We start from the raw sequence: 16497 nt of genomic DNA on the forward strand, positions 1-16497 counted from the left end.
GCCTGCCTGTCTTGAGATCTTCGTTTTATTCGAACACGAAGATGCTCGATCTTTTTGCTTTCACGCAATTCCGGACGCAAACTGCTACGCACTTTTGCTGGAATTGCTTTAGAGACGGATGAGCAATCGCCGGGCCGACATTTTTTGCCGCACTTTTTGAACATAGCTGACAGAGGTTGGAAGTCATTCGAAGAGGCAACGCCACTTTGAGGACGAATAAAAAAAGCCGGGTCCCAGGCCCGGCTTTTTGTTATCCAGCGGCGCTTGAAGCTCAGCCGCGACCGCGCTTGCGACGCTGCCCCAGGCCCATTTCCTTTGCGAGGCGCGATCGCGCTTCGGCGTAGGCCGGGGCCACCATCGGGTAGTCGGCAGGCAGGTCCCACTTCTCGCGATATTCTTCCGGCGCGAGATTGTGATGCGTCATCAGGTGGCGCTTCAAGGACTTGAAGTTACCGCCGCATTCCAGGCACGTAATCTGCTCGTCCTGTACGGACTTGCGGACAGAGACTGCGGGCTTCTGCTTTTCGACGACCGCTGCCACCGGCTGCGGTACGGATGTGTTGCTCAATGCCGAGTGTACGTCGGAAATCAGATTGGCCAGATCACTGACCGGGACAACGTGGTTGCTGACATAGGCCGCGACGATATCGGCCGTCAGTTCCACAAGCAGCTCCGGCGCATTGCCGGTCGCCATATCCGTCATATTCTTTCTCCTGTTAGCATGCTCAAACGGTCCTTCTCTCAAGAGACAAAGAACCCTCGTCGTAGAGCAAAACAGCAAAAGAGCAGGTGGCAGCCTTTTGTTTCGAAAAACCGGAAATCCACCCCTAGATTCCGAAGACCGTATTCTGCACCAATACTGCCTGAAGGTGGGTTACTACGTATTCTTCCAGGCCGTTACCCAGTTAGACATTGGCAATCAAGGCAAAGGGACTTAGAAGCAGTACGATTCTAATTCACAATCAGAACTCTACTTGATTTTTCAAATAGCATCGTTTTCGCAAAAGGCCAATTATTAATTGTGATTTTCCTAGAAAAAAAATCCCTCACAAAGAATTGGTCAGCAGTTCAGCAAGCTTTACTCGTGCTTCCGGTGCATAAGTTTGGGTAAAATTGCTTAAAATTCTGAGTAGGCTCGTCCTCAGCGCATTCGCATATCGTCACGTACTGAGATATCGGCCGGAAAATGCCCGGTTTTATGCGCAGCTTTCGCAAGAAGGTGTGCAGAAACAGGTGCCGTCAGGATGAAAAAGAGGAAACCGGCCAGCGCTCTTGCAAGCACGGCAAGTTCACCCGAGTAAAGCCCGGCGGCAAGCAGCAACAAGCCGGAACCGACCGTGCCGGCCTTGGAAGCGGCGTGCATGCGCGTGTAGAGATCCGGCAAGCGCAGGATACCGATCGCTGCCACCAGCGCGAAGAAGGCGCCTGCCAACAGCAGCACGGCGGTGACTATGGCGAGTGCATAGTCCATCATCATTCGCTCCTCCTTTGCGCCCCAGGCCCGGTATCTCCCACCTGTCCGCGCGAGAGCACGAAGCGAGCGAAGGCGACGGTTGCCAGGAAGCCGACGAGACCGAGCGCAATGGCAATATCGATGTAAAGCGAGAAGCCGGTACGCACCGCGACGACAGCGATGAAGCCGATGGCGATACCCGTCAGCATGTCGAGCGCCAGGATGCGATCCGGCAGGCTGGGGCCGGCAATGACCCGCCAGACCGTTATCAAGAGCGCTACGCAGAGGATGCCAAGCGCTGCGATTGCGGCAGTGGAAACGATTGCGGCGGGCGTTATCATCCGAAGGCCTCCATGATACGGCGCTCGAATCCGTCAGCAATATCGCGTCTGATAGCCAGCGGATTGGCACAGTGCAGCGCGTGCACATAGAGCGTGCGCCGATCTGCGGAAACATCGACCGAGAGTGTGCCGGGCGTGAGCGTGATGAGGTTGGCAAGCAGAGTGATCTGGAAATCATCCCTCACCGTCAACGGGAATGCGAGAATGCCGGGAGTAAGCTGCATACGCGGCGAAAGCACCGTCAGCGCCACCCGCCAGGCCGAAAGCGCCAGCTCCTTCAGGAAAAGGCCGGCAAGGAGGAGGATATGCAGCGGGCGGATACGGCGCGGCGGGGAACGGTGGGCAAAAGCCTCGCGCACGACGGCGAGCGACAGCAGCGACAGGGCCAGGCCGAAAACGAAATTATGCGGCGAGGCGCTGCCGGTCACGGCGACCCAAGCAATGGCGAGCGGCAGACTGAGGAACAGGACGCTCATCGTATAGTCCCTTCCGGAAAGACGGAGAAGATATAGGCGGAGGGATCGGCAAGCCCATCGGCGGCGGAGCGCGCGAGTTGCAGCAATTGCTCCGGCAGGACGCCGAAGCCGACGACCAGGATCGTCAATGCAGCAAGCGGCAGACCGGCCGTCCAGCCGGTCCGCACCGCCGGGAGCGCGATGAGCGCGGGACGCCAGTATGCAAGCAGGAAGACGCGGCCACAGGCGATCGTCAGCAGGAAGCCGCCAAGCAGGATCGCGCCTGCCAGCCACCAGGCGCCGACATCGAGTGAGGCCTTGACCAGCAGCACCTTCGGCCAAAAGCCGGAAAAGGGCGGCAGGCCGCAGGCGGCCAGAAGCAGCATCAGCGAAATCGCCGCGAACCAGCCGTTCTGGCGATAGAGGCCGGCGAGCGCAGCAATCGAGAAGGAGCCGCCCCGCCTGCCCGCTTCGCCGGCCAGAAGATAGAGCGCCGTCATCAGCACCACCGAATGCAGTGCATAGAAGACAGCACCGGAGAGACCGTCGGCGGTGCCGAGTGCCGCACCGACCATCATGTTGCCGATGCCCGAGATCACCACGTAGCCGAGCAGACGGCGCAGGTCGGTTTCTGCAAGCGCGCCCAATGCGCCGACGATAACGGTCAGGACACCGACGATCGCGATCAGCAGGCTGAGTTCATCGCGCTCGGCCGGTAGCAGCATGACAAGAACACGCAGCAGCGCATAGATGCCGACCTTGGTCAGCAGGCCGGCAAAGAGCGCGGAAACAGCGATGCGCGGCGTGTGATAGGAGGCCGGCAGCCAGAAATTCACCGGAAAGGCCGCGGCCTTCATGGCGAAAGCAAGCAGGAAGAGACAGGCGAGCGTCATCAGCGGCGCCGTGCCGCTCAAACCTGCTGCCCGCTCGGCGATATCGGCCATGTTGAGTGTGCCGAAGCTCGCATAGAGGATGCCGATCGATATCAGGAACAACGTCGTGGCGATGAGGTTCAGCACCGCATATTTCAATGCGCCATCGATCTGCGCCCGCTCGGAGCCAAGGATCAGCAGGCCGAACGAGGAGATGAGCAGCACCTCGAACCAGACATAGAGGTTGAAGATATCGCCAGTCAGGAATGCGCCGGTGACGCCTGCTATCAACAGCATCAACAGCGGAAAGAAACCGTAACGCCGGCCGCTTTCAGTGGTATCAGAGAGCGCATAGATGCCGGCCGAGAGGGCAGCGACCGCTGCGGCGAGCGCCATCAGCGCGCTGAAGACATCGACCGTGAAAGCAATGCCGAAGGGCGGCAGCCAGCGGCCCATGACCATGGTGAGCGGGCCGTGTTCGACGACCTGCCGCAGGAGCGCGGCGTCGAGAAACAGCAGGACGGCAAGGCCGGCGATGGCGATCCATGCCTGCAGGCGGGGAAGGCTGCGCAGCATCAGGAGCAGCGCGCCGAGGCTGATGCAAAGCGCGACCGGCAGGATCGCCAGCCAGTGGGCCGGCGGGATCGGGGTGGTGACCATAGCGGTGGCAAGATTGGAGACGGGCGCGGCCATTTAGTGGGTGCCTCCCGTGAGGGTCAGTGGATGGGTGAGCATACGCATCTTACTCACCATCAATACCCCAACGGCGGCAGCGGCCGGTCGTCGGGTTCGGCATCGTGCATGCGAGTCGTATCGTCGGTGCCGAGCTCCTGATAGGCGCGATAGGTCAGCACCAGCAGGAAGGCAAGGAAAGAAAATGAGATGACGATCGCCGTCAGGATCAGCGCCTGCGGCAACGGATTGGCGGCACCTGATGGCAGCATGTCGGCCTCGGTGGGTATGATCGGCGGCACCTCCCGCGTCACCCGTCCTGCCGTGAAAATCAGCAGGTTCACGGCGTTCCCGAGAATGGCGATGCCGAGCATGATGCGGATCGAGAAGCGCGACAGGATCAGATAGACGGCTGCCGAAAAGAACAGGCCGACGAGAATGGCAAAGAGCGCTTCCATCAATCCATCTCTCTTTCTTCCAGCGCCAGCGCAATCGAGGCGACGGCGCCGAGCACGACGAAATAGACGCCGAGATCAAAGAGCATGACGCTGGAAAGCGGCACCTCCACGCCAAAGACGACAGGATAGATCCAGAGGCCGGTCATGAAGGGCACGGCAAAGAGGATCGAGGCCAAGCCGGCAATGCAGGAAAGCAGCAGACCGAAACCGGCAATGGCCAGGGGGTGGAAGCGGATTGCCCGGCGCACCGCTCCCACGCCAAAGGCAATGCCGTAGATCGCCAAAGCCGAAGCGGCGATCAGCCCACCGATGAAGCCGCCACCCGGCTCATTGTGGCCGCGCAGCAGGATGAAGACGGAAAAGAGCAGCATCAGCGCGGTGATAAAGGGCGCGACCGTGCGGAAGATGACTGTGTTCATGGGGCGCCCCTGCTTATCGGTGTGGCCGGGCGGGCAGACACAGGAAGGCGGACGCTGGTCGATCTGACTTGCCGAAACCTATTCCCTCTCATCAAGTCAAAAAGCAGTGCTCGTGGCCCCCTCACCCTAACCCTCTCCCCGGTGGGTAGAGGGGACGTGCCCCACGATGCCCTTGAGAGTGCGCCGACGGTGCCGAAACTCCCCTTCTCCCCGCAGGGAGAAGGTGCCGGCAGGCGGATGAGGGGGCGGAACCGCGGTACGTCAACTACTGTGCTCATGCCTCCTCCGCATCCGGATCGTTCGTTGCCAGCCGGCGCTCCGAATTGCCGCGGATGCGGATAAGCGCGAGGATGGCGAGGCCTGTTACCGCGACGACGGCGATTTCGCCGAGCGTGTCGGTGCCGCGGAAATCGACGATGATGACGTTGACGACATTGGCGCCGTGGGCGATCAACTTCGAATGAGCGTTGAAGAAATCGGTGAGCGCCGTGTTGAACGGTGCGTCGGTGGCGCGCATCAAAAGCAGCGCAAAGCCGAGGCCGCAGGCCAGCGAAAGGGCGATGTCGAAAAGGCGGCGGGTGCCATGGCGCGGATCGGTCGGCGACAGGCGCAGACGGGTCATGACGAGAGCGAGGATAACGACTGCGAGCGTTTCGACCATGAACTGGGTGAAGGCCAGGTCCGGAGCGCCGAAGAGCAGAAAGATCAGCGCGACAGCAAAACCCTGAATCCCGAGCGAGACGATCGCGGTGAGCCGGTCGCGGGCGATCAGCACGGCGGCAAGGCCGAACATGGCGATCAGCATGATCCCCGCTTCGTGCAGGCGCAGATCTGCAGGCCAGACAAAGCCCAGCGGCAGTTCGTCATGGCTGATCAGCGGGACGAACAGGATCGCGGCGACACAGAGGAAGGTGCAGGCGACGTAGACATCCAGCCGTTTTGGCTGGACGATTCCGATGACATGGTACGCGAAACGGACAAGCCCGGCGATGACATGATCGAAACCACGATCCGGGCCACGAACGGAGTGCAGCAAGTACGCGACAAGAGTGCGGGCACGGTCGAGCTGCCAGTAGACAGCGATGCCGAGCAGTATCGTCAGCAGCGACAAGGCAAGCGGCACGCCGATATGCGGGACAAGCGAAATGGAGACAGCCTTGTGAGTGCCGGCAACGGCGGAGGCCATGGGTGAGGAAATCGCGCCATGAATGACCCCGGAAAAGAGGGCGGCAAGCAGGCCTGCCAGAGCAAGAACGGCAGGTCCGAGCCAGAGCAAGACCGGCGCTTCGTGCGGAGGTTTCGGCGTTTCCACCGGCCGGCCGAGAAACGGCCTCAACGCCACGGCAAAGGCGATCGCGAACATCAAGGCATTGCCGAAAACGGCGATGGTCGTGGCGAGGATGGAATAGAGATCGTCGCCGACGAGAGCCGTGTAGATTTCCTCTTTGGCGAGGAAACCGAAGAAGGACGGCAGGCCGGCCATGGAAAAGGCGGCAGCCATGGCGATCGCAAAGGTTAGCGGCATGGCCTTTCGCAAGCCCCGTAGCCGCGTGATATTGCGCGTGCCGGTCTCATGGTCGATGATGCCGGCGACCATGAAAAGCGCACCTTTGAAGAGCGAATGCGCTACCAGATAGAGTACCGCCGCTTCGATGGCATAATCCGAACCGAAGCCGGTCAGCAGCACCAGCAGGCCGAGAGAAGAGACTGTCGTATAGGCAAGCTTCAGCTTCAGATCCGTCTGGCGGATCGCAAGCACCGAACCGGTAACGAGCGTCAGGCCCCCGAAAATGGGCAGCAGGACCTCCCATGCGGGCGTCGCGCCCATGACCGGGTTCAGCCGCATCAGCAGATAGACGCCGGCCTTTACCATGGTGGCGGAATGCAGATAGGCCGAAACGGGTGTGGGCGCCTCCATCGCGTTCGGCAGCCAGAAGTGGAATGGAAACTGAGCCGATTTGGTGAAGGCGCCGCCGAGCACCAGCAACAGGGTGGCGAAATAGAGCGGGCTGCCCCTGATAACATCGCCGAACTGCAGCAGCTCGGATAGCTGCGCAACGCCTGCCTGCCCCCAAAGCAGGAGCAAGCCGGCAAGCAGCAGCAGCCCTCCTCCGCCTGTGACGACGAGGGCCTGCAAAGCGGCGCGACGCGCCGCCTCGCGTTCATGGTCGAAGCCGATCAGCAGGAAGGAGGTGATCGAGGTGAGCTCCCAGAAGATGAAGAGCATCAGAAAGCTGTCCGACACCACGACGCCGAGCATCGCGCCCATGAAGAGGAAGATGAAGGAGAAGAACCGGCCCTGATCCGGATGGCCCTTCAGATACCCGCCGGTATAAAGCACGATCAGCGTTCCGATGCCGGTAATGAGCAGGGCGAAGGTGAGCGACAGCCCGTCGAGGAACCAGGAAAAACGCAGGCCCAGGCCCGCCACCCAGTCATAACCGCCGGTTATGATTTCCCCATGAGCGATCTGCGGCAGGAGACGCAGGAAATGCAGGAAGGCGAGCAAAGGGGCGACGGCGAGCAGCCAGGCGCCGCCTGCACCGAAGGCGCGAATGACGAGGGGAGCCGCAAGAGCGCCGATCAACGGCAGGCACAAGGCCAGAAATGTCAGAGCCGTGACATCGGCCATGTCTCCTCCCCGTGAGCACGGATGAAAGCCGGCAATCAGCCTTTTCCAAGGCTTAGGTGAATCGGCTGTAAGCCTCAAGCAATTTCGGCAACCCGCAATGGATGCAGGCGGCGGTTTTCACAGGCTTGACGTTCAGGAAAGGCGTGTGGCGAGACGGGAAATGGAACCGTGCAGGATGAAGAAAGCAAGCGGCAAAGGCCAGAGAATGCAGGCGATCAGCCCGCCAACGCGATGCACCGTCCAGCGGTCATGGTTGACCCAGCCTTCCAGCAGGGTGATGCCCAGGGCAATCGCGGCTACTGCGCCGTACAGAACAATCATCAGAGTATGAAACACCGTTTGTCCCCGAAACACGCAGCATTAAGCTTAATGGCACACTAAAGATAAAGCACGGGTGATTCGCCGTCTTCCCCCGAATTGGGTAGATGGCAATTGGGGCGTTGAAGCGGCGGGTTTGATCGTGAAGCCCGATCACAGACTTGATCAATCGTGCTCAACGCACCACATTTGCGCACGAAAAGAGATTGCCCCATCGGCGAAAGGAGCACTCCATGGCCGAAACGACCGCTACCCCGAAAGTTCACAAAACCGATGCCGAATGGAAGGAACTGCTGACTCCCGAGCAGTATCGCATCACGCGCCAGCACGGCACCGAACGCGCTTTTACCGGTCCCTACTGGGATTCCTTCGAGACCGGTCTTTACCGCTGCGTCGGCTGCAATGCGCCGCTCTTCCGCTCCGACACGAAGTTCGATGCAGGATGCGGCTGGCCGAGCTATTTCGAGGCGGTTTCTCCAGAAGCCGTGACCGAACACCGCGACACGACCTACGGCATCGTGCGCACAGAAATCCGCTGCGGTACCTGCGAGGCCCATCTCGGTCACGTCTTCCCCGACGGACCGCCGCCGACCGGCCTGCGCTACTGCATCAACGGGCACGCAATGGTTTTCGAGCCCGGCAAGTAAAGGCTTGTAAGTAAAAGGAAAGCGGATCCCAGCCGATCCGCTTTTTTTTCATATCAGGCCAGCCGATGGGATGAGTGGCGAGCGCCGGTCTTCCAGTATGTGCTCGGCGGCGAGCCGTCCAAGCAGCGGTGCGAGAATGACGCCGGGATGACCGACGGCGACATAGGCGCCCTCGATGCCGGGCAGGAAACCGAGCCGAGGCATTTCATCGGGGAAGAATGGCCGGTAACCGGCAGCAGCCTCGACCAATGAGACGCCTTCGGGCAGGCGCAGGCGCTCATGCATGATCTTCAAGATCCGCTCACCAACTCTTTCCGGTGCGTTCTCCTCGCGATCGTCGATATAGCCCTTGGCGACGTGCAACATGTTGTCCGCCGACTGGCGAATTTCCAGGCCAGGGCCGCGGAGGATGCGGTTCGCGATAGGCTCTGCGCAACCATAGCGCAGGATGATCGAGGGCGAGGCTTCGACGCCGGTTCGGAAGCCCAGGCTTTCCGTTAGGCGGTCGACTGCTGTTCCGCCGCCGAGGATCACGAGATCGGCCTCGATCGTGTCGTCGGCCAGGCGCACGCCACGCACCCGGTCACCCGAAAGGATGAGGCTTTCGACCGTCCGGCCGAAGGTGACAGTCACGCCGGCGGCATCGATCAGGTCCCGCGCCAGCCTTGCAGGATCGAGCGCGAGATCGCGTGGCGAGACGATCGCGCAGGCAGGGGGCTCAAGCAGATTGGGCTCCCATCTCGCGATCCTTGCGGCATCGACCAGTTCGACATCCGTCCCTTCGGCGCGATGGGCTGCCGCGAAGGCTTCGGTTTCCGCAATACTCTTGAGCCAGAACAGGGAGCCCGGACGCGCGGAGAGAAATGCATCCGGCAGATCGGCCTGCAGGCGGGTATAGTCGGCGAGCGCCTGCTGCACGAGACCGTAATTTGCGGCTCCCGGTATGACGTTGATGATGTTCACCCAGCCGAAGGCACGCGCCGTCACGCCGCTGCCGGCCTGCACATTTTCATCCACCACATGGACAGTGACTCCACGCCGGGCGAAATGGAAAGCCAGCGAAGCGCCGACAATGCCGGCACCAACGATGATGACCCGTATCTTTGCAGGTGCCATGGCGGGAACGCTCGTATAAAGGGAGAAAGAGTGGACGCGGCTTAGGCCCGCTCCATGACAGAGGGATGAAACAATGTCCATCGTCCGGGAGATCCTGCGCAGCGACCGGCTGGTGTTGCGCGAAATCACCGTCGCGGACGTGCCGGCGCTCGAGCGCATCTTCGGCGATCCCTTGTGCATGCGGTATTACCCTTCCGTGAAGGATGCCGCAGCAACGCGCGATTTCTTCGACAGGCTCGCCTTCGGAAGCTATGAGAAAAATGGCTTCGGCCTCTGGGCCGTGATCGATCGCGAGAGCGGCGATCTGCTCGGCGACTGCGGGATCACGCTGCAGGACACATCGCGCAGAATGGAGCCGGAGCTCGGCTACCATCGCTGGCCGGACTACTGGGGCAAGGGCTACGCCACCGAGGCCGCGCTTGCCTGCCGCGACCATGCCTTCTCAGTCATGGGACTGTCGCGCCTCGTCAGTATCGTCAGCCTGGAAAATCTTCCCTCGCAGAAGGTTGCCGGGCGGGTGCATCAGCGACGGGAGGTCTTCAGCAAGAAGAATGCGGCCGGCGAGACGGTGGAACGCTATCTCTACATCAGCGAGAAGAATTCAGGCGCATGAGCACGATCAGCCACCCCGAAGGATCGGGCATCTTTCCCGCAGGATCGAACGCGATCGGCTCGGACGTAGCGAGGGGTATGCTCTTCTGCGTCAGCCTTTGCCCTGACAAAAACCTGCTTCGGCAGAATGCTGCAATCTAACCAGGGAAGCCTCTAATCCTGCTCCTGCGGGCAAGGCCAGTTCGAAGGGACAGAAAGCCCCGAAGGCAGCTTAGTGGAGGAATCGCCGCAGGCAAGGTCGATCTGCGCCTGCTGCAAGCCGGTGGTGGCGGACAGATCCAGCCCCTCGATGCGGGTCAGAAACATGAAGGCTCGGTCGAAGCTGATCGGACCTTCAAAACTTGCGCCCGTCAGATCGGCGCGGGAGAGATTGGCAAGCGCGAAGCTGACGCCTGTCAGCACCGCCTTGTCGAAATTGGCCCGGCCCAGTTCGGCCTTCTCGAAATTGGCCCTGGTCAGCTGCGCGCCGGTAAAATCAGCCCGCTGCAACTCTGCACCGACAAAACTTGCGCCGTCAGCGATGGCGCCCGCAAAGGTGGAGCGGTAGGCTTCGATCTTGCCGAAGTTGGCGCCCTGAACGCTTGCCCCGGCCAGCGAGGCGCGTACGAGGGTTGCCTTTTCGGCATTGGCGGATTTGAGGTTGGCGCCCCCGAGGTCGGTCAGCGAGAAATCGGTGCCGGCCAGATTGGCGCCCTGGAGGTCGCTGCCCTGAAGCATCAGGTTCTTCTTGTTGCACTCCTGCCAGTCGAGCTCCGGCGAAGCCGTGCTGCCGCAACTGGCCGCCATCACCGGCAGCGAATAGGCTGCCATGGCCAGGAAAGCCGAAAGACCGAGCACCGAGCGTCCAAACATCAACCTCTCCTCTGCGAGTCGCGCCACCAGAGATTTCTACAAGGCGCAGACTACGATAAAAATATGGTTAGCCCCGGCCGGCAATCAATCTGGAGATGGCCCTGTCAGACTTTTGGTACGCGCAATTCCATGCAGGTAAGATCCAGCCAGCGGCCGAATTTGATGCCGACTTCGGAAAATGTGCCGGCGATGCGGAAACCGAGTTTCTCGTGCAGTCTGATGGAAGCGGTATTTTCGGCCTCGATGCCGGCGATCATGACGTGAACATTGCCGGCGCTCGCACGCTCGATCAATGCGCGCATCAGCTTTTCGCCGATGCCGGCGCCACGGCAATTCTTGTCGACATAGACGGAATGCTCGACCGTATGGCGGTAGCCATCGAAGGCGCGCCAATCGCCATAGGAGGCGTAGCCGGCGACCTTGCCGTCCATTTCGGCGACGATGACCGGGAAGCCCCTGCCCCTGCGCGCCTTGAACCATTCCAGCCGGTTGTCGAGATCGACGAGCGTCTCGTTCCAGATCGCCGTCGTATGCTCGACCGCGTGATTGTAGATATCCCTGATGGCTGGAAGGTCGGCTTCGGCAGCGTCCCGGATGAGAACGGTATCGGTCATGTGGCAGGCCCGGTTCGGAATGGTCTTGTTCGAATTAAGCTGGTTGGCGGGGCATACGCCGGGCGCGGGCCGATGTAAACGCCAGAGATCAGAAGCTGGGAACCGACAGGCTGAAGCAGGTCAGCACGGCCAAATAATGCACGGCGGCGGCGGCGACCACGAAGCCGTGCCAGATGGCGTTCTGGAAGCGCAGTCTCTCCCAGACATGGAAGATGACGCCCAACGAATAGATGATGCCGCCGATGACGATCAGCAGCATGGAAGCATAGGGAATGCGCGAGGCGACGGGCTCGGCCACCAATACGCCGCTCCAGCCCATGGCGAGATAAAGCAGGATCGCCAGCCGGTCATATTTGCCGGGGAAAACACATTTGACGAAGATGCCGAAGGCGGCAATCAGCCAGATGACGATCAACATGCCAGACAGCAGCGGATCGTCGGCGCCGCGCTCCAGGAAGGGGGTGTAGGTGGCGGCGATGAGGATGAAGATCGCCGAATGATCGAGCCGGCGCAGATACCATTTGGTGCGCGAAACCGGCCAGATATTGTAGGAAAAGGAAATGCCCAGTGTGAGCACCAGTCCGACACCGTAAACCCAGGCGGCAATCAGCGCGCCGGCGGGGCTCCAGAGGGTAGCGTAGAAGATCAGCACGGTCACGCCGATCAGGGCAAAGAACAGCCCGACACCGTGGACGATGCCGTCGGCGATCAGCTCATATCTGTCGTAGGCCCAGCGAATGCCGTTGATTTCGCCCATGCGCGCACCCCTACTCAGAGTGAGAAGATCGTCGCATTGAATTGGCCAAGGCGCAACCGGACGCCTGGTGGCGTCAGGTTAAATCTTTGTGACGAGCCATGCTCGTTTTTGATGACGCACCTAATTGCCCGCCGCGCAATCCTCGCAGAGCGGCGTCTGCGGCAGCACAGCGAGGCGAGCTTCCGATATCTTGGCGCCACAGCGGGCGCAGGTGCCGTAAGTGCCCTTGGCGATGCGTTCGAGAGCGGCGTCGATGGCGCGCAACTCATCCTCGCCAGCCTGGCCGAGACCTTCCAGCACTTCGTCATTCTCGTTCTCGATGGCGCGGTCGTCGTCATCGGCAGTCTTGGTGCGGCTAAGGTCCGTGTCGATCTTTCGCAGGCGCGCTGTCAGTTCGTGCCAGCGATCGCGCAGAATCTTTTCCTGAAGTTTCGTGTCCATGGCTTCACATCCTACCGATCCACCAGCACCGAGCACTTGGCGTGGCGCACCACGCGATCGGCGGTCGCACCGATGAAATAATTATAGATATCGGGAATGTGCGAGGCGATGATGATGAGGTCGGCGCGACGCTCTTCGGCCGCAGCGATGATTGCCGTAGCAGGCGAACCGTTGCGGACTTCGACGGCGGCCGGAATGCCGGTCTTGGCAACGAGGCCACCCAGCCGCTCGCGGCTTTCCTTCATGGCATCCTCGACGATGTTTCCTGGCAATTCGATGGCGACATAAGTCGGAATATCCTCCACGACATTGAGGAGGATGATCTCGCCGCCGTTGTCGAGCAACTCTGCCGCCTTGCGGAAAATCTTCTCACCTTTTTCGATGCTGCCGATTTCAATCGGAACGATGATTTTCTTGTACATGCGATCCTCCTTGAGGTGTTGCCCTTCACGGTCAACTTCCTCCTCGGATAGATAAAGCGCATTGACTGATATCAAGTGGGGCACGAGCCATCGTCAATGTTTACAGAACGCTTCATCATCAAAAACGGGTCTTCTGTGAACAATGCGAATGGGCCATATAGAGATCAAGTACAGCAGCCGAGGGGAGTTTACAGGCGAATGGACCGGCGAAAATTCCTCGCGCTCGCTACGGGCGGCACATTTGCCGCCACCGCCGGTACGCCTTTCGATTCAAGGGCAGGAGAACATTTCATGACGTCATCTGAAACATCCTATGCGCTGACGCGCCCTGCCTATATCGACCAGTCGCATCTCGTCGTGAAGGACCTGTCAGCTGTTTCCGGTTTCTATCAGAAGATGCTCGGCCTTTCGGTGCTCGAAGAGAACGCAAGCGGCGAAGTTCTTGGGGTCGCCGGCCTGCCGCTGCTGACGCTGACGACCGACCGCACCGCGCGCGAGGCGCCCCGCAACGCCGCCGGCCTGTTCCACACCGCCTTCCTCATGCCCAACCGCACCGAGCTTGCACGCTGGCTGCGCCATGCCGCTCACAATAATGTCACCCTCGAAGGCGCGTCCGACCATCTGGTCAGCGAGGCGATCTATCTTTCCGATCCTGAGGGCAACGGCATCGAAATCTACGCCGACCGGCCGCATGAAAGCTGGAAATTCCATCCGGACGGCATGGTGGAAATGGCGACGCAGCGGCTCGACCTGCAGGCGCTCTACAACAGCGCACCAGAGGATACCTGGACCGGGATGGCTGACGGTACCGCGATTGGTCACATCCATCTGCAGGTCGGCGAGATTCCGCAGGCGGATGCCTTCTATCGCGACGTGCTGGGTCTCAAGCTGATGGCGCAGCGGCCGGGCGCGAGCTTCTTTGCCAGCGGCGGCTATCACCATCATGTCGCCGCCAATATCTGGAACAGCCGTGGCGCCGGCACGCGCGCCGAGCACATGACCGGCCTCTCCGACTATAAGATCCGCTTCAACGACAAAGAAACGCTCGACAAGGCCGTTGCCAAGCTCGATGAACTGGAGATCGAGAGCGAAAAGCGCGACGGCGGCGTCTTCCTGAGAGATCCCTGGGGTATTGGGCTCACGCTTTCGGCCTGAAGGAATATTCCGAGACATCGAAAAGGGCCGTTTGGTTTCACCGAAACGGTCCTTACTTACGCATCCAGACGACAATGGCGCCGTTTCCGCCGCCATTCGCATTTTCAGACTCATGATTTAACGACGGGGCTCGATGGTCACCTCGCCGAACATGACGCCGCGCGTCAGTGGCTTGGCAAGGAAATCATGCGGGAAGCCGAGAACGATGGCGCTTGCCTCGGCCAGCCGGGCACGATGCTCGTCCGACAGGACAACGTCGAGCGCACCGAGATTGTCTTCGAGCTGGGCCATCGTCTTCACACCCATGATCGGCGACGTGATGGCCGGATTGGTCAGTGTCCAGGCAATCGCCACCTGTGCCGGCGTCTTGCCGATTTCGGCAGCGATCTCTTTCACGACATCGGCAATGCCGAGATTGCGTTCGGTCAGCGAACCGTTGCCGGCAGCGACATTCTTGCGAGTACCGACCGCGCTTGCGGTGCCGGCACCGATATCGAGATCGGAGCGGCTGTATTTGCCGGTCAAGACGCCCATGCCAAGCGGCGACCAGGGAATGACGCCGAGGCCGAGTTCAGCGGCCATCGGGATCAGTTCGCGCTCAACCGTGCGCTCGATCAGGCTGTATTCGATCTGCAGCGCCACAAGCGGCGCCCAGCCGCGCAGGTCGGCCAGCGTCTGCATGCGCGCCACCTGCCAGGCCGGCGTATCGGAAATGCCGGCATAGACGATCTTGCCAGCGCGCACGAGGTCGTCCATGCCGCGCATCACCTCCTCGACGGAGGTCGTGAAGTCCCAGGCGTGCAGGTAGAAGAGGTCGACGTAATCGGTGTTCAGCCGCTTCAGACTATCTTCCACCGAACGGACCATGCTGCGGCGGTGATTGCCGCCGGAGTTCGGATCCTTCGGGCGCGAGGTGATGGTATATTTGGTGGCGATGACAAGTTCGTCGCGGCGGCCTTCGGCAAAGCGGCCGACGAGTCTTTCCGAAGTGCCGCCCGTATATTGATTGGCAGTATCGATAAAATTGCCGCCGCGATCGACATAGGCGTCGAACATGCGGCGAGACTCCTGCTCATCGGCGCCCCAGCCCCAGTCTGTTCCGAAGGTCATGGCGCCGAGCGACAGCGGCGAAACACGCAGGCCGGAACGGCCGAGGAGACGGTAGCGGTCAAGGGACAATGTATTGGTCATGGATGATCTCCTGTGTTGCAGACAGAAGATGCGCCTTGCCGATACTGACAACAATGCTACATTATCAGCATGGCTTCTTTAGAAAATAGAACATAATGCGCGGCAGCGACTATGCAGAACTCAGGGCCTTTGCAGCAGTCGCCGAGCACGGCAATTTTGCCCGTGCGGCCGCCCGGCTCGGCATGTCGGCCTCCGCACTCAGCCAGACGATCCGCACACTCGAAGAACGGATGGGTATCCGGCTGCTCAACCGCACGACGCGCAGCGTAGCGCCGAGCGAGGCGGGCCAGCGGTTGCTCGCGCGGCTTCTGCCGGCACTTGCCGATCTCGACCGGGCGGTGGCCGATGTCGCCGCATTGCGCGATACGCCCGCCGGGCTGTTGCGCATCAACGCGCCGCGGGTCGCAATCGTCCACAGGCTGGCGCCGCTGATTGCGCCCTTTCATGCCGCCTATCCTGACATCGTCATGGATGTCGTGGTCGATGACAAACTGACCGATATCGTCGCCGGCCGTTTCGATGCCGGCATCCGGCTGGGTGAGATGGTGGAAAAGGACATGGTAAGCGTGAAGCTCGGCAGCGAGATGCGGCTCGTCGTCATTGCCTCGCCCGATTACATCGCGCGCCACGGCGTGCCGGAAACGCCGCGCGACCTGCGCGACCACTCTTGCGTCGTCTCCCGCTGGCCGACGGATGGCAGCCTCTATCACTGGGAATTCGAGCGTGGGGACGAAAAGCTCGAAGTGGCCGTCTCAGGACCGCTCAGCACCACCGACAACGACCTGATGCTGCGGGCCGTGCTCGATGGCGTGGGCATCGGCTATCTCTTCGATTATCACGTGGCGGACCATCTCGTCGCCGGCCGGCTGGTCAGCATGCTCGACGACTGGACACCCCCCTTTCCCGGCTTCCACCTCTATTATCCCAGCCGGCGCCAGATGCCGCCGCCGCTGCGTGCCTTCGTGGATTTCATCGGGCGGCAGCGAGCGGCCTAGATGCCTTTATCCTCCCGGGGAACCGGCGGCACCCCCTACGCGTTGATTGGCGAGGCAATGGGGCTTCGGGGACAT

The 16497-nt window shown here is 60.9% G+C and carries 20 protein-coding genes; 4 read left to right on the forward strand and 16 right to left on the reverse strand.

Features of this window, described 5'->3' with window-relative positions; genetic code table 11:
- Positions 1-271 precede the first annotated feature (271 nt).
- The 9 genes from FHT78_RS14040 to FHT78_RS14080 all read right to left on the reverse strand — a co-directional run bounded on the left by FHT78_RS14040 (position 272) and on the right by FHT78_RS14080 (position 7638).
- Positions 272-703, reverse strand: a complete 432-nt coding sequence (locus FHT78_RS14040) for a MucR family transcriptional regulator (protein ID WP_007821525.1) — start codon at positions 701-703, stop codon at positions 272-274.
- Positions 704-1141: 438 nt separating this feature from the next.
- Complete coding sequence (gene mnhG, locus FHT78_RS14045; protein ID WP_183745365.1) at positions 1142-1474, reverse strand: monovalent cation/H(+) antiporter subunit G; 333 nt, start codon at positions 1472-1474, stop codon at positions 1142-1144.
- Complete coding sequence (locus FHT78_RS14050; RefSeq protein WP_183744750.1) at positions 1474-1794, reverse strand: cation:proton antiporter; 321 nt, start codon at positions 1792-1794, stop codon at positions 1474-1476. The genes mnhG and FHT78_RS14050 overlap by 1 nt, the downstream gene beginning before the upstream one ends.
- On the reverse strand, positions 1791-2270 hold the full coding sequence (locus FHT78_RS14055; RefSeq protein ID WP_183744753.1) for a Na+/H+ antiporter subunit E: 480 nt from the start codon (positions 2268-2270) through the stop codon (positions 1791-1793). Before FHT78_RS14055 ends, FHT78_RS14050 begins: the two co-directional genes overlap by 4 nt.
- Entirely contained in the window at positions 2267-3814 is a 1548-nt protein-coding gene (locus FHT78_RS14060) for a Na+/H+ antiporter subunit D (protein ID WP_183744756.1), read from the reverse strand. The genes FHT78_RS14055 and FHT78_RS14060 overlap by 4 nt, the downstream gene beginning before the upstream one ends.
- A 59-nt stretch (positions 3815-3873) precedes the next feature.
- Complete coding sequence (locus tag FHT78_RS14065) at positions 3874-4251, reverse strand: Na+/H+ antiporter subunit C (protein WP_183744759.1); 378 nt, start codon at positions 4249-4251, stop codon at positions 3874-3876.
- Positions 4251-4670, reverse strand: coding sequence for a Na(+)/H(+) antiporter subunit B (locus tag FHT78_RS14070; protein WP_183744762.1), 420 nt, complete (start codon positions 4668-4670; stop codon positions 4251-4253). Before FHT78_RS14070 ends, FHT78_RS14065 begins: the two co-directional genes overlap by 1 nt.
- Before the next feature lie 274 nt (positions 4671-4944).
- A complete protein-coding gene (locus tag FHT78_RS14075; RefSeq protein ID WP_183744765.1) occupies positions 4945-7302 on the reverse strand; it encodes a putative monovalent cation/H+ antiporter subunit A in 2358 nt (785 codons plus the stop codon).
- Positions 7303-7434: 132 nt separating this feature from the next.
- Positions 7435-7638, reverse strand: a complete 204-nt coding sequence (locus FHT78_RS14080; protein ID WP_183744768.1) for a hypothetical protein — start codon at positions 7636-7638, stop codon at positions 7435-7437.
- A 215-nt stretch (positions 7639-7853) separates the two neighbouring features.
- Between FHT78_RS14080 and msrB the strand changes: the two genes are divergently transcribed.
- Positions 7854-8267 carry a peptide-methionine (R)-S-oxide reductase MsrB gene (msrB, locus tag FHT78_RS14085; RefSeq protein ID WP_183744770.1) on the forward strand — a complete coding sequence of 138 codons (414 nt, stop codon included), beginning with the start codon at positions 7854-7856 and terminating at the stop codon, positions 8265-8267.
- 48 nt (positions 8268-8315) lie between these two features.
- Here msrB and FHT78_RS14090 read toward each other — a convergent pair whose 3' ends face one another.
- A complete protein-coding gene (locus FHT78_RS14090) occupies positions 8316-9383 on the reverse strand; it encodes an FAD-dependent oxidoreductase (protein ID WP_183744773.1) in 1068 nt (355 codons plus the stop codon).
- A 73-nt stretch (positions 9384-9456) separates the two neighbouring features.
- On the opposite strand from FHT78_RS14090, the gene FHT78_RS14095 reads away from it, so the two are divergent.
- Complete coding sequence (locus tag FHT78_RS14095) at positions 9457-9996, forward strand: GNAT family N-acetyltransferase (RefSeq protein ID WP_183744776.1); 540 nt, start codon at positions 9457-9459, stop codon at positions 9994-9996.
- A gap of 152 nt (positions 9997-10148) precedes the next feature.
- On the opposite strand, the gene FHT78_RS14100 is transcribed toward FHT78_RS14095, so the two are convergent.
- The 5 genes from FHT78_RS14100 to FHT78_RS14120 all read right to left on the reverse strand — a co-directional run bounded on the left by FHT78_RS14100 (position 10149) and on the right by FHT78_RS14120 (position 13081).
- Positions 10149-10847 (reverse strand): pentapeptide repeat-containing protein, encoded by a 699-nt coding sequence (locus FHT78_RS14100; RefSeq protein WP_183744779.1) that lies wholly within the window; start codon positions 10845-10847, stop codon positions 10149-10151.
- 104 nt (positions 10848-10951) lie between these two features.
- A complete protein-coding gene (locus tag FHT78_RS14105; protein WP_183744782.1) occupies positions 10952-11461 on the reverse strand; it encodes a GNAT family N-acetyltransferase in 510 nt (169 codons plus the stop codon).
- Positions 11462-11549: 88 nt separating this feature from the next.
- Positions 11550-12218: a hemolysin III family protein gene (locus FHT78_RS14110; RefSeq protein WP_183744785.1), complete on the reverse strand. Its 669-nt coding sequence runs from the start codon at positions 12216-12218 to the stop codon at positions 11550-11552.
- A gap of 120 nt (positions 12219-12338) precedes the next feature.
- Positions 12339-12659, reverse strand: a complete 321-nt coding sequence (locus FHT78_RS14115; RefSeq protein ID WP_183744787.1) for a TraR/DksA family transcriptional regulator — start codon at positions 12657-12659, stop codon at positions 12339-12341.
- Between the two features lie 11 nt (positions 12660-12670).
- Complete coding sequence (locus FHT78_RS14120) at positions 12671-13081, reverse strand: universal stress protein (protein ID WP_183744789.1); 411 nt, start codon at positions 13079-13081, stop codon at positions 12671-12673.
- Between the two features lie 198 nt (positions 13082-13279).
- Here FHT78_RS14120 and FHT78_RS14125 point away from each other — a divergent pair, with 198 nt between their 5' ends.
- Positions 13280-14236 (forward strand): VOC family protein, encoded by a 957-nt coding sequence (locus tag FHT78_RS14125; protein WP_183744793.1) that lies wholly within the window; start codon positions 13280-13282, stop codon positions 14234-14236.
- A 117-nt stretch (positions 14237-14353) separates the two neighbouring features.
- Here FHT78_RS14125 and FHT78_RS14130 read toward each other — a convergent pair whose 3' ends face one another.
- Positions 14354-15427 carry an aldo/keto reductase gene (locus FHT78_RS14130; RefSeq protein ID WP_183744796.1) on the reverse strand — a complete coding sequence of 358 codons (1074 nt, stop codon included), beginning with the start codon at positions 15425-15427 and terminating at the stop codon, positions 14354-14356.
- A 95-nt stretch (positions 15428-15522) separates the two neighbouring features.
- On the opposite strand from FHT78_RS14130, the gene FHT78_RS14135 reads away from it, so the two are divergent.
- Complete coding sequence (locus tag FHT78_RS14135) at positions 15523-16422, forward strand: LysR family transcriptional regulator (protein WP_183744798.1); 900 nt, start codon at positions 15523-15525, stop codon at positions 16420-16422.
- Positions 16423-16497: the final 75 nt, after the last annotated feature.

Source organism: Rhizobium sp. BK196, from assembly GCF_014193255.1.
Taxonomy (GTDB): domain Bacteria; phylum Pseudomonadota; class Alphaproteobacteria; order Rhizobiales; family Rhizobiaceae; genus Rhizobium.